Source organism: Balneolaceae bacterium (assembly GCA_034521445.1).
GTDB lineage: Bacteria > Bacteroidota > Rhodothermia > Balneolales > Balneolaceae > JAXHMM01.
On record JAXHMM010000005.1, the window covers coordinates 545,790 to 558,607 of the forward strand.

Sequence of the window (12,818 nt, forward strand, 5' to 3'; positions counted from 1 at the left end):
GGAGACCATCAACCATAAAACAAGCAGCGATTGAATCCTTACCTTTCCTCTTAATAAGGAGAGCATATAGATATGTACATGTTAATAGGTGATTACTTTCGAGTATATACTAATTATATAACATAAATTCGATTCGTATCCATCCTGCTTGGAAACGCAGGGGGATCACACCCAGAACTTCACTTTCGTATAACGGCAAGACTAAAAGGAGCCCGTTCATACCGTGCAATGCAAATTTCGTGTATATAAAACGGCGATAGCAACATCCGGAAATTGTGGCCCCATTTCGCTCCGTTCGGTTTTTTGTGTTACCTTCCTCTTTTTCGAACCCAGTAATTACAAAAAACCAAGGGATTATGAATCTTCGTTACCTCCTCCGTTCCCTCCTTGCCGTCCTCCTGCTGACAGCCGCATCCACCGGCCTGCATGCCCAAACCCAGGAACTCACGCGCGAGCAGATCCTTCAAGGCAACTGGGACGGCATCCTGCAGTCCATGCCCCGTATTGTAACGTGGACCGACGATTCCCATTTTGTCATGGCCGTTCCGCAGGACGGCAACGGGGGACAGCGAGTGCTGGTGAACGCCGCAACCGGAGAGCAGCAGAACTACGAGCCCGAGGAGCAGGAGCCGCAGCGACAGGTGGGGATCCGCGCCGGGGACCTCTACCTGCTGGAGGGTGAAGCGCAGCAACGGCTGACGGAGACCGACGCACAGGAAAATAATCCCACCCTGTCCCCCGACGGCAGCAAAGTCGCCTTTACCCGTGACCGCGATCTCTACGTGATCGAGCTTGACAGCGGCGAGGAGCAGCGGCTCACCGACGACGGCAGCGAGGTCATCTACAACGGCTGGTCGTCCTGGGTCTACATGGAGGAGATCCTGGGCCGAAGCACCAACTTCAAGGCCTACTGGTGGAGCCCCGACAGCGAGCGCCTGGCTTTCTTCCGCACCGACGACCGTCCCGTGCAGATCTTTCCCATCCACGGCGTGGTGGAACTCGAAAGCGTGCAAGATTCCTACGGCACCCTGATCGAGCAGCGCTATCCCAAGTCGGGCAGCGACAACCCGAACGTGCGGGTGGGCGTCGCCGAGCTGTCCTCGGGCGAGATCACCTGGGCCGACTTTGACCCGACGGGCGACCACTATTTCGGCATGCCCTACTGGACCCCCTCCTCCGACGCCCTCTGGGTGCAGTGGATGAACCGCGACCAGGACCACCTGGTGATCTATGAAATCGACCTGGCCGACGGATCCCGCACCCCGGTTTATGAGGAGCGGCAGGAGACCTGGATCGACCTGGACAGCGGCGACCGACTGCAGTTCCTGGACGACGGCGCCGGCTTTCTCATGATGAGCGACCAAAGCGGCTGGATGCATCTCTACCACTACGATATGGAGGGCAACCTGGTCAGCCAGGTGACCTCGGGCGAGTGGACCCTGACCGACGTGGAGCGGGTAAACCAGGAAACCGGCTGGGTCTACTTCACCGCCCGCAGGGAGAGTTCCGCCCGCATCGACCTATACAAGGTGCGCATGGACGGCACCGGGTTGCAGCGGCTCACCTTCGGTGAGTACACCCACAGCGTGAACGTCTCTCCGGACGGGTCGTACTTCACCACTTCCTACAGCAACGCCGCCACGCCTACGCGCCTGGCCGTGCTGAACGACGAGGGAGACATCACCGCCGAGCTGACCGACAGCAAAGGCCCCGAATTTGACGATTACAATCTGGCGCGCACCGAGATCTTCCGCGTGCCCTCCGGCGACGGCCACCAGCTGCCGGTGGAGGTGACCTGGCCCATGAACCTGGACGAAAACGGCTCCTACCCCGTGCTGATAAGCATTTACGGGGGACCCGGCTCCACCGGCGTGTGGGACCGCTGGGGCGGCCTGGGCATGAACCAGTGGTGGGCGAAGGAGGGCCTGATCCAGGTCTCGATGGACCACCGCGGCTCAGGACACTTCGGCAAGGAGGGCAAAAACTGGATGCACCGCGACCTGGGACGATGGGAGATCGCCGACTACACCACCATCGTGGAGTGGCTGCAGGAGGAGTATCCCTTCATCGACCCCGACCGCATCGGCATCACCGGATTCAGCTACGGGGGCTACGTCTCCAGCCTGGCCCTCACCTGGGGCGCCGGCACCTTTGACTTCGGACTCGCGGGCGGCAGCGTGACCGACTGGCACCTCTACGACACCCACTACACCGAGCGCTACATGGACCGCCCGCAGGACAATCCCGACGGCTACGAATCCAGCTCCGTGATGAGCTACGTCGACCGCTACGAGGATGACAGCTTCCTGCTGATGGTGCACGGCACGATGGACGACAACGTGCACCTGCAGAACACCCTGCAGCTGGTAAGCGCGCTGGAGTCGGCCGGCAAGGATTTCGAGTTCATCCCCTATATAGGCGGCAAGCACGGCTGGTACAACCTGCCGGGCAAGCAGCGCCACTACCAGCACCAGCGCTACAAGTTCTACTACCGCTACCTCCTTGAACAACCGGTCTCCGGCATGCTGATGGAAAACTAACCTCGCTGCAGATCCTGCACGCTCTTCAACCACTCCTGGAGGGAGGTGACCGTAATTCCCTCCGATACCATGTAGGTATCCGCTTCCGGGGTTACCACGTAGTTGCGTTCCGTTCCCAGATCATTCATGACATTCCGAAAACCTCTGGAGACTTTCGGAGCGTTGGTCCATTTTATTTCCGCAGAAATTAACGGACGGTCATCTATACTGACCACCATGTCGGCCTCCGCCCCCTCGTGGGTCCTGAAAAACCAGAGTTCCGCATAATCCGGGAGCAACGATCTGGTCTGGTTGATTACGAATCCCTCCCAGGAGGGACCGACGCTCGGATGATTGATCAAATTCTCGTAATCGGATACGCCCAGAAGAGAATGCATCAATCCGGAATCTGACAAGTATATCTTCGGACTCTTTACCAGTCGTTTTTTAATATTTTTGTAGTAGGGCTCCAATCGATTCACCATGTACGAACGCTCCAGAAAATCGATATAGCGGGCTACAGTAGGACCGGTGATACCCAGGGAGGAGGCGAAATTCTGTAAATTCAACATGTGGGACTGCGAACGTACCAACAGCAACATCAGTTTCCGCATGAGGCGTACATCAGTGTTCAGTCCCAGCAAAGGCAATTCCCGCTCCAAGTACGTTTTGATAAAATTATTCCTCCATAATTCGCATTCCCGGGCGGAGTCGGCCAACAGGGAATTCGGAAAACCTCCTCGAAAAAACAATGTTTTCCAGTTCTGCTGATCCTTCACTTCCAGTAAATTCAACGGATGCAACTCCAGGTAGGCGATACGGCCTGCAAGTGATTCTGCACTTTCTCTGATGAGCGATGGGGAGGCAGAGCCAAGCAGAAGAAACCGGCCCGGTATTCGGTTCCGGTCGATGAGGGACCGAAGTACTGGAAATAGTTCGGGCATGTATTGGATTTCATCAAGTATCACACAATCCTCTTCGTATTGTTGCAGGTAAAAGGCCGGATCCTGCAACTTGGCTTGGTCTTCGGGGTATTCCAGATCCAAATAATGAGATGCGGAGGGCAAATCCGGCCGGATCATTTTGGCAAGGGTTGTTTTGCCGGTTTGCCGGGCGCCGGTTATGGCTACTGCAGGCATCACTCCAATAGCTTCCAAAACGCTGGATTGTAGCAGGCGAGAGATCATAACCCCGAAATCACAAAGTTAATATTTCAATTTACGGGGTAAATTTAGATATGTGCCCTGAAATATCAAAATATAATTTTCAAATTTCAGGGTATAAGACACTGCTCTGTTAAAAACCGACCTCGAAGTACCTGTACCTGAGCCACTCGTTCACCGCACGGTAAACCCTGCCGTCGCGAATTCCGGCGCTCCCAGGGCTGTCGATCGCGGAAGGGGTGAGGCACCGCCCGCATGTACCGTAAACCTTCCCGGTTCCACGGCTCTCCTGCCCTCGGGTGTAACGACCGTCATCTGTTCGGGCAGAATCTCAAAATCGAGGGTGGCCGTCTGGCCGGGTCGCAGGCGCACGCGCCGGAAGTCCACCAGCCGGTATCGGGGAATACGCACGGCGGACTCATGGTCCTCCAGGTAGATCTGCACCACCTCCTCGCCGGGACGATCCCCGCGATTGGTGACCTCCACGGTTACCCGCACGGTATCCCCAGAGGCTATCGCGCGACCGCCTTCGTCCCTGACATGCTGCCCCGCCTGCCGGAGGATTACCTCTCCGTAGCTGAACTGCGTGTAGGAGAGCCCGAAGCCGAAGGGATAGAGCGGTTCATTCTCAAGGAAGCGGTAGGTTCGACTCTCCATGGAATAGTCGTCAAAGGGAGGCAGGTCGGCCGTGCGATAGGGCACCGTAACCGGCAGCCTCCCCGAGGGATTTGCCCGCCCGAAAAGCAGGTCGGCCAAGGCCTCCCCGCCAGCCTCCCCCGGGTAGCCCGCCCAGATCACCGCGTCGGCCATCTCATGAATCTCCGGTATGGCGCGTGGACTCCCCCCCGTCACCACCACGACCAGCGGTCCGTCGTATCCCTCACGCAGCGCGCGCACCCACTCCACCTGGTGAGGCGGAAGTTCCACCACCGGTTCCTCCGATCCGAATACCGCTTCCCTGCCCTCCCCCTCGAAACGGGGACTGAGTCCAATACACGCTACGATGGCCCCGGTGGTCTGGGCCTGGCTGATGCCCCATCCGCTCTCGGCCACCGAGCCCTCCTCGATGTCGATGCCGGGATAGTGGATCACCTTGGTGCCTCCGCCGACCGCGCCGGTCACCCCTTCCAGGAAGGTGGAGAGCCGGGCCGAGGTGCCGTGGTAGTTGCCCAGGAGCACTTCGGCCGAGGTGGCCGTGGGTCCCATCACCGCCAGGCTGGGCAGCTGCGCCTCAAGTGGCAGCACATTCTCGTTCTTAAGCAGCACCATGCTTCGTGCCGCGGTCTCACGGGCCAGCTCATGATGCTCGTCCGTAGCCAGGTCTCCTTCGCCCAGCTCGCGCCAGGGGTCGCGTCCCGGCGGATCGAACATTCCCAGCCGAAACAGTGTGGGCAGGCTCTCGCGGAGCGCGCGGTCCAGGTCGGCCTCCTCCGCCAGCCCTCCTTCGAGGGCCGCCCGCAGATTGTTCGCCCAGCTTCCGCCGCAGTTGATGTTGACCCCCGCCTTCAGGGCCATGGCCGCGGCCTCTTGGGGAGAGTCGGCATATTCATGGTAGCCGTAGATGTTGCCGATGGCCCCGCAGTCGGAAACCACGTAGCCGTTGAAATTCCACGACCCGCGCAGCATGTCCCGCAGCAAAGCTTCATCCGCACAGGCAGGGATGCCGTTGATGCGGTTGTAGGCGCACATCACGCCCTCCACCTCCGCATCATTCACCAGCATTTCGAAGGGCGGCAGGTAGGTTTCGGTCAGGTCCCTCGGACTGACCGCCGCATCGAAGGAACTGCGCCCGGCCTCTGGACCGGAATGCACGGCGAAATGCTTGGCGGCGGCCGCGGCTTTCAGATATTCCGGGTGGCCGCCCTGCATGCCGCGGACTAAGGCGCTGCCGATGCTCCCTGTAAGCAGGGGATCCTCCCCGTAGGTTTCCTGTCCCCTGCCCCATCGGAGGTCTCGGAAAATATTGACGGTGGGTGACCAGAACGTGAGTCCGGCATACTGTCCGCGGTTGCCCTGACGGCGGGCCAGGTTGAACTTGGCGCGGGCTTCTGTGGAGATGGCCTCCCCCACGCGGTGGATCTGTACCGGATCGAAGGTGGCGCCAAGATTAATGGCCTGGGGAAAAACGGTGGCCCGACCGTTGCGTGCCACCCCGTGCAGAGCCTCATTCCACCAGTGATAGGGCGGAATGTCCAGGCGCGGGACGCCCGGACTGTCGGCCAGCAGCAGGTCGATTTTCTCGCCGGATTCCAGCGCTCCGATCAGCGCCTCCACCCTTTGGGGGATGTCCATCTCCGGGTCTTCCCACGCGCGTTCCTGGGCCCGGGTCGTTGATACAAAAACGGCGCAACTCAGCATCACAAAGCAGACAGTTATCCGGAAAGAAAGCCGTCGAATGTTAAGCCAAGTTGGCATAGCGGTAAAAATAATGGCGCATGACATATAATGACTGATGGGATTATAGGCAAAAAATTCTCCTCATTCGAAAGCCGTTCATGACCCTTCTCCGAAGGCCAGCAGACGTTCTGCCATCGACATATTGAGTATTTATATTTAAATCATCTATTTATAATGTAACGCGTGCAATATGAAATTGAGAGCCATAACTCATGCAGTGTGATATCACGAAAATGAAATATGGAAGCGAAGATAGCCGTTGACCACAATAGCCGACCACCCTTAAACTAATTGTATAATACAGGTAGAGACGTCATGGCAAACAAACCCATTCAGAAAACTACCCTGGCCGTGCTTGTTCTGTCCTTAGTAGGTTTCCTGCTGCCCGTATCCGCCGGGGCCCAGCAGAGCCATGAGCTTCGGCTTACCGGGGATAAAACGGTTCCGCCGGTTGGAACCGGCGCTTACGGCAAGCTGATCGTACGCTTCGCCGATGACACCCTCACCGTTTCGGGTTCCTTTGAGTCGCTAACTGGGCAATATCACAGCGCGGGCATTTTCGTAGGCCCCGAGGACGAGCGAGGCAACAGGCTCTTCCTGCTCACCGTGGATCTGAACGAGGAAAAGACCGGGGGTGAATTTCTCGCCGAAAAAAACAAGTTCCATCTCAACGAACCCCAAAAGATGTGGCTGGCCGAAGGGGAATTCTACATCAGCATATCCTCCTACGAACACGTCAATGGGGAGATCCGTGCGCAGCTGCCCGCCATGGGCAGCGGGTCGATTCCCTGATCACCGTAGGAGGCCAGCCTCACCAGGGGCAGGCATGGCGAACAGATGATCGGGTGACCCATGCCCCCAGTTGAAGGGGGGATATTTCGGGAAAACGCTTATCTTCCCTCATGAGTACATGGTCCGACATAGAAGAACTCTGCGGCCGAAGCAGCGAGCAGTGCGACCGCCTGGTCGATGAATTCCTGCTTTACTACGCAGCCCAGCGTGAACGATTGGACCGGGAGATGGACAAGCGATTCGCGCGCTTCCGGCACGTCACCCGCCAGCTCCCGGCAAGCTGGGAGAACAGCTGCAAGGCGCAGTATATAGCATACCGTCTCTTTAGGGAGGGGGGACTGATCCGCGCTTACCTCAAGCATGCTGCCCTCCAGGGGCTCAGCGACGACGACCGCAGATATCTGGAACACCAGGCAGATCATCCCTGGCGTTTCTCCTTCAGCCAAATTGTTTCACAGCCCGAACGTCACTTCTTTGAGATGAAAGACGTGTTCACCGGGGATACTTTTCTGCTCTACTCACCCGGCACAACCCGGGAACTCCAGCTTCGCCGTCCTGTCATGTGGTTTAACCTGCTGGATTACAACGGGTCCTGTTGGCAGACCTACGGTCCCATCTGTCCCTTCTGGGGATTCGAACCGGAGGATATCCTCTTCTATTTCCGGCAGCTTCGTCCCCGCAACGCCGGTGAAGATCCTGCTGCATTGCTGAAAGACCTGGACCGTAATCCGGTGCCCTACATGGCCCTCTTTGCCAAAAGTCAACTGCCCCTGACCTTCCATAAAAACCACCAGTTTAAATATCATTTCGCGGAGTATCTCGACGATTCCTTCGACTCCGAGCCATTTAAAATGCACTTCCGGAGCGAATACGCGGAGGGGGTGTACCGGTTTACCTCACTTGAGATGGGTGAGTTTCCGCACTTCGCCACCGTATTTTATGAAGAGGACGAAGAGCTGCTCACCCTTTATGCCCATACGGCCGCAGGCTTCGAGATGCTGATCCGTGACCTGAACAGCTACGGTTATGAGCTTTTACCCAATCCGGATATCTGCGTAAATATCGCCATGCACACGACCGCCCAGACGCTTCTGGGAAGAGAGATTACCATCCTTCCCTACGGTGAGCTTTTCAGAGAGGAAGTCGACGAGGTTGATCGACAGATGCTGGATAAGATGAACACATTCTTTGCGGCTTACATGGAAGACCACAATGCAGGGAAAGCGACCGACATCGAACATCTGGCGAAAATGTCCGGTCTGGAACTTGAAACTGCGCGGGACCTGGTCCGGCAAGTGACGGAAACGTTCCGGAGAATGGGCGGGTAAAAGTATTAGCATATCTACTTCCATAGTTATCTTTCGGAACCCATCTTTACAATTAGAGGGAAAAGCAGGAGCATGTCTCCACCTGTGACTCTTCCCCACTTTAAGGCCGGATTCACGTACAAACATTAAAATTCTCGATTTTTAATGTTTGGTCTTGCCAGCCGCTGTGTCTCCATTCCCAAGGAGTCGCTTCCGTTTACAACATCACTCTGCAGGAGACAAAGGATCCAGTGCGCCCTGTAAGTCTGCCTCTTATCCGTCGGAAATGGAAAGCACCGCCGACCCCTCAAAGTTGCCCTCCCTTAAATCCTCGAGCGCCTCGTTGGCCTGCTTCAGCGGGTAGCTCGTCACCCGGCTTTTAATCGGAATTTCGGGCGCCAACTTCATGAACTCCTCCCCGTCGCGCGTCGTCAGGTTGGCCACCGACTGGATGCTGCGCTCCTCCCAGAGCAGGCGGTATGGAAAGGAGGGAATGTCGCTCATGTGGATGCCGGCGCAGATCACGCGCCCGCCCTTCTTCACGCTGCGGAGAGTCTGGGGCACCAGCGGTCCCACCGGGGCGAAGATGATGGCGGCATCCAGCGGCTGGGGAGGAAGGGTCTCCGAACCCCCGGCCCAGGTGACCCCCCGTTCCAATGCAAAGAGCTGACCCTGCTTGTCACCCGGCCGGGTGAAGGCGTAGGCCTCGCGGCCCTGGTGGAGAATAACCTGGGTGAGAATGTGCGCCGAGGAGCCGTAGCCATAGAGGCCGATGCGTTTGCCCTCCCCTGCCATGCGCAGGGCACGGTAGCCAATCAAGCCCGCGCATAGCAGGGGCGCCGCCTGATTGGCATCGTAGGATTCGGGAACGGGAAAGCAGAAGCGATGGTCGGCGACCGTATATTCGGCAAATCCCCCGTTGCGGTCATAACCTGTGAAGCGGGCATCGTCGCATAAGTTCTCCTTGCCCGCCCTGCAATATTCGCAGGAGCCGCAGGTGCCTCCCAGCCAGGGAACCCCCACCCTGTCGCCTTCCCGGAAGCCTTCCACGCCGGCCCCGGCCTCCTCCACCACGCCCACGATCTGGTGGCCCGGGACCAGCGGCAGGCTGGGCTCTTTCAGCTCCCCGTCCAGTATGTGAAGGTCGGTGCGGCACACCCCGCAGGCCTGCACGCGCAGCAGAAGCTCGTCCTCTCCGGGCGTGGGCCGGGGCAGCTCCTGCAGGCGCAACGGCTCGCCGGGCGCATGAAGTACCATCGCTTTCATAGGGGTAAAAATTACGAAATACATACCACCCGCAAAACGGGACGGAACGTGGTCGGGGCGGTCCAGCGCGCGGTGCCAGGTTGCGCGCAACGGCTGGGGTAATTGGTAATCCGTTAAATGCTTTCTATATATCTATATTTACTGTTTTATAAGTAATATTTATTAATTTAAACTTATACAACCACAATTAGACCGCTTCCCTTACGGGAGATCTGTCAGATAATTACCTGGTCGCTCATGAACTTTGGCCTTAATTTATTTTGAAATATTGTATTTTTATTATAAAGCAGTAAATTTTGATATATGAGCAAATTAGGCGCACACATTCGATGGCATCGCAGCAGAAGCGGGCTTACGCAGGCTGAACTGGCCGACCTGGCGGGGGTAGGAAAGACCGCCGTCTTTGATATAGAGCACGGCAAGTCCACCGTGCAGCTTGACACCCTGCACAGGATCTGCCGTGCCCTGAACATGACCCTCCGCCTGGAGAGTCCCCTGATGGATCAGTGCAGAAAGGAGGTGGAGCGTGCGTAAGGCCCTTGTACAACTTCACGGCCGCCCTGCCGGCCACCTCACGCAGGAGGATGGAGACGTCTTTGCGTTCGCCTACGCCGAGGACTATGACGGGCCGCCTGTCTCGCTCACCCTGCCGGTGGACGGGGGACCCTGGCGATGGGAGCATTTTCCGGACGTTTTCGAGGGAATGCTTCCTGAGGGGGTGAATCGGGAATCCGCGCGGCGCGACCACAACCTGGAGGAGGACGACCTCTTCGGGCTGCTTCTTGCGGTTGGCGGGGACACGGCGGGAGCGCTGCAGGTGTATCCCGCCATGGAAGAGACGCCGGAAGCGGGGGACCACCCATGAGCCGCTGCCTGATCACCTACGAGGAGATATCCGGGGACGGTGACTACAGCTCCACCGGGCTGGGCCGGCTCAATCCCGCCCTCAAGGAGCTGCGCCCCCTGCCCCTGGACCACCGGGAGCAGCTGCGCGAGGCGCGCGACCGCGCCGCCGTCATGGCCCTGCCCGGCCTGCAGCGCAAGATGAGCGCCCGCCTCAGCCTGAAGGAACGGAGATTTCTGCCGGTTCGCAGCCACGGCATCTACCTGCTCAAACCCTCCCTGCTCGAATTCGAACAGGTGCCCGAAAACGAGGACCTGACCATGCGCCTGGCGGGGCTGGCCGGCATCGAGGTGCCCCTGCACGGGCTGCACCGCGCCGCCGACGGCTCCCTACTCTATTTTGTGCGCCGCTTCGACCGCACCGGCAAGGCCGGCAGGGTGCACACGGAAGACCTGGCCCAGGTGGCGGGAGTAACCCCGGACCGCAAATTTGGCTTCCCCCTGGAGGAGGTGGCGCGCCTGCTCGAGCGCCATGCCTCCTTCCCCATGGTGGACAAATGGAAGCTTTTCCGGCGTGTGCTCTTCGCCTGGCTGACGGGTAACGAGGAGATGCACCTGAAGGACCTCTCGCTGATTCACCAGGGCAATGTTGTGGCGCTCTCCCCCGCCTACGACCTGGTGAACACCGCCATCGTACGCAAAAACCCGGACGGGGAGATGGCCCTCAGTCTGGACGGCCGACGCGAAGGCATGAACCGGGAGCTCTTATTCGGGTACTTTGGCCGAGAGTGCCTGGAACTCACCCGCGAGGCGATGGACCGGGTGGCCAACGATCTGAGCAAGGCCCTCCCCCGCTGGAACCGCCTCATCGGCCGCAGCTTCCTGGACGACCGTCGCAAGTCGGACTACCGCAATCTTATTGCCAAGCGCCGGGAAGTGCTGGGCTGGTAGGCGGACCGGTGGAGATCCCGCCTGGCCTCATCCCTCCCTGCCGCTGCCCCGCAGCCGCGCCGAAAGCAGGCCCGCGGCCACTACGATGGCGCTGCCCGCCAGGGTGTAGAGGGGCCAGGCGATGGCAAGGGGATCGCCCGGAAGCAGGCTGTGGATGGGACCCTCCACCATAAAAAGCAGGGCCGTCAGTCCCACGAAGAATCCGGTCAGGGCGTCGCGGCTGTCCGGCCGTCGGGAGAGACGTCCCAGCAGGAAAGCCCCCAGGAGTCCACCGTAGGTATAGGAGGCAATGCCCAGGCCCAGCTCCACCACCGCGGGGCGTTCGCCCTCCTGCAGCTGCAGCACGGCGAAAAAGAAGGCCGATGCCGTCAGGATGAACGCCCAAACCACCGTGATCAGGCGCGATACGCGCAGGTCCTCTGCCTGGCTGTTTCCGCGGCCGAAATAGGGCTTGTAGAAGTCCAATGTCGTAGCCGAGGCCAGGGAGTTGAGCGAGGAACTCAGGCTGCTCATGGCAGCGGCGACAAGGGCGGCTACGATGAGGCCGGTCAGCCCGGCCGGAAGTTCCTCGACAATAAAACGGGCAAAGATCTCGTCGGTGGTCGCCAGTCCCATGGCCTCCGCCGAAGCGCCCCCGTAGAAGGCGTAGAGCAGCAGACCGATGCCCAGGAAGAGGGCGAACTGCAGGGCCACCACCACGCCGCTCCATACCAGGGCGCGCTGCCCGTCGCGCACATTGCGGGTGGTCAGCAGCCGCTGTACGATGAGCTGATCGGTACCGTGGGAGGCCACCGAAAAAACGGCGCCCCCGATCAGGGCGGTGAAGAAGGTGTAGGGCTGTGCGATGAATTCCTCAAAGGCCATATCCAGGCCGAAATCGAAAACCTGGGTCTTGCCTGCCCCGGCTGCCAGCTCCCAGGCCCCGGCCACTCCGCCCTCGATGCCCCCGGCCATGACCGCGGCGGCCAGCAGCGCGCCGCCAATGTAGACGCCCATCTGCATGACGTCCATCCAGACCACCGCCTTGATGCCGCCGACCAGCGTATAGACCAGGGTGATCACGGAGATGGCCGCGATGGCCAGCAGGTAGAGCTCCAGGTCGCCCCAGCCGGCGAAGGCGCCGCCCAGGCGCAGGATAATGGCCAGTGGAATGGCGGTTGCAAACAGGCGCACGCCGTCGGCCAGCAGGCGCGTCACCATAAAGGTGGAGGAGGCGGCGTTGCGCATGCCCGCCCCAAAACGCTGCTGGAGGAACTGGTAGGCGGTGGCCATGTTGCCCTCATAGTAGCGCGGCAGGAAGAGGGCGCTGACCACGATGCGTCCGGCGATGTAGCCCAGGGTGATCTGCAGAAAGGTGAGGGTGCCCCCGTAGGAGACGGCCGGAATACTGATGAAGGTAAGGGTGCTGGTTTCGGTAGCCACTACCGAAAAGAGGACGGCCCACCAGGGAATGTCACGTCCCCCCATGAAATAGTCTGCCGTGGAGGTCTGACGGCCTGCAATCCAGGTGCCCAGCAGGGCGGCGCCCGCCAGGTAGACGACGATGACAACCAGGTCGAGGAGGGTAAATCCCATAACGG

At 59.3% G+C, this 12,818-nt stretch carries 10 protein-coding genes; 6 read left to right on the forward strand and 4 right to left on the reverse strand.

The features are described from left to right. The first annotated feature begins 356 nt into the window (after positions 1-356). Positions 357-2,540 carry a S9 family peptidase gene (locus tag U5K31_06445; GenBank protein MDZ7772360.1) on the forward strand — a complete coding sequence of 728 codons (2,184 nt, stop codon included), beginning with the start codon at positions 357-359 and terminating at the stop codon, positions 2,538-2,540. On the opposite strand, the gene U5K31_06450 is transcribed toward U5K31_06445, so the two are convergent. Continuing rightward, positions 2,537-3,706, reverse strand: coding sequence for an ATP-binding protein (locus U5K31_06450; protein ID MDZ7772361.1), 1,170 nt, complete (start codon positions 3,704-3,706; stop codon positions 2,537-2,539). The genes U5K31_06445 and U5K31_06450 overlap by 4 nt on opposite strands. Positions 3,707-3,856: 150 nt before the next feature. Further along, a complete protein-coding gene (locus U5K31_06455) occupies positions 3,857-6,040 on the reverse strand; it encodes a glycoside hydrolase family 3 N-terminal domain-containing protein (GenBank protein ID MDZ7772362.1) in 2,184 nt (727 codons plus the stop codon). 354 nt (positions 6,041-6,394) lie between these two features. Here U5K31_06455 and U5K31_06460 point away from each other — a divergent pair, with 354 nt between their 5' ends. Together U5K31_06460 and U5K31_06465 are read left to right on the forward strand one after the other, a co-directional pair. Then, a complete protein-coding gene (locus tag U5K31_06460) occupies positions 6,395-6,871 on the forward strand; it encodes a CHRD domain-containing protein (GenBank protein ID MDZ7772363.1) in 477 nt (158 codons plus the stop codon). Between the two features lie 110 nt (positions 6,872-6,981). Continuing rightward, positions 6,982-8,199 (forward strand): hypothetical protein, encoded by a 1,218-nt coding sequence (locus U5K31_06465; protein ID MDZ7772364.1) that lies wholly within the window; start codon positions 6,982-6,984, stop codon positions 8,197-8,199. Positions 8,200-8,451: 252 nt separating this feature from the next. Here U5K31_06465 and U5K31_06470 read toward each other — a convergent pair whose 3' ends face one another. Next, positions 8,452-9,444 (reverse strand): zinc-dependent alcohol dehydrogenase family protein, encoded by a 993-nt coding sequence (locus tag U5K31_06470; GenBank protein ID MDZ7772365.1) that lies wholly within the window; start codon positions 9,442-9,444, stop codon positions 8,452-8,454. 303 nt (positions 9,445-9,747) lie between these two features. Between U5K31_06470 and U5K31_06475 the strand changes: the two genes are divergently transcribed. The 3 genes from U5K31_06475 to U5K31_06485 are packed head-to-tail and all read left to right on the forward strand — an operon-like array spanning position 9,748 to position 11,238. Continuing rightward, a complete protein-coding gene (locus tag U5K31_06475) occupies positions 9,748-9,978 on the forward strand; it encodes a type II toxin-antitoxin system Y4mF family antitoxin (GenBank protein ID MDZ7772366.1) in 231 nt (76 codons plus the stop codon). After that, positions 9,971-10,309, forward strand: coding sequence for a HipA N-terminal domain-containing protein (locus U5K31_06480; protein ID MDZ7772367.1), 339 nt, complete (start codon positions 9,971-9,973; stop codon positions 10,307-10,309). The genes U5K31_06475 and U5K31_06480 overlap by 8 nt, the downstream gene beginning before the upstream one ends. Further along, positions 10,306-11,238: a HipA domain-containing protein gene (locus tag U5K31_06485; protein MDZ7772368.1), complete on the forward strand. Its 933-nt coding sequence runs from the start codon at positions 10,306-10,308 to the stop codon at positions 11,236-11,238. The genes U5K31_06480 and U5K31_06485 overlap by 4 nt, the downstream gene beginning before the upstream one ends. 27 nt (positions 11,239-11,265) lie before the next feature. Here U5K31_06485 and U5K31_06490 read toward each other — a convergent pair whose 3' ends face one another. Further along, complete coding sequence (locus tag U5K31_06490) at positions 11,266-12,813, reverse strand: sodium:solute symporter (protein ID MDZ7772369.1); 1,548 nt, start codon at positions 12,811-12,813, stop codon at positions 11,266-11,268. Between the last annotated feature and the right edge of the window lie 5 nt (positions 12,814-12,818).

Bases quoted from the DNA above. Each gene is read 5' to 3' on its own strand.
- U5K31_06455 (MDZ7772362.1), bottom strand. From the start codon at position 6,040: ATGCTGAGTTGCGCCGTTTTTGTATCAACGACCCGGGCCCAGGAACGC.
- U5K31_06445 (MDZ7772360.1), top strand. From the start codon at position 357: ATGAATCTTCGTTACCTCCTCCGTTCCCTCCTTGCCGTCCTCCTGCTG.
- U5K31_06490 (MDZ7772369.1), bottom strand. From the start codon at position 12,813: ATGGGATTTACCCTCCTCGACCTGGTTGTCATCGTCGTCTACCTGGCG.
- U5K31_06470 (MDZ7772365.1), bottom strand. From the start codon at position 9,444: ATGAAAGCGATGGTACTTCATGCGCCCGGCGAGCCGTTGCGCCTGCAG.
- U5K31_06465 (MDZ7772364.1), top strand. From the start codon at position 6,982: ATGAGTACATGGTCCGACATAGAAGAACTCTGCGGCCGAAGCAGCGAG.
- U5K31_06485 (MDZ7772368.1), top strand. From the start codon at position 10,306: ATGAGCCGCTGCCTGATCACCTACGAGGAGATATCCGGGGACGGTGAC.
- U5K31_06475 (MDZ7772366.1), top strand. From the start codon at position 9,748: ATGAGCAAATTAGGCGCACACATTCGATGGCATCGCAGCAGAAGCGGG.
- U5K31_06460 (MDZ7772363.1), top strand. From the start codon at position 6,395: ATGGCAAACAAACCCATTCAGAAAACTACCCTGGCCGTGCTTGTTCTG.
- U5K31_06450 (MDZ7772361.1), bottom strand. From the start codon at position 3,706: ATGATCTCTCGCCTGCTACAATCCAGCGTTTTGGAAGCTATTGGAGTG.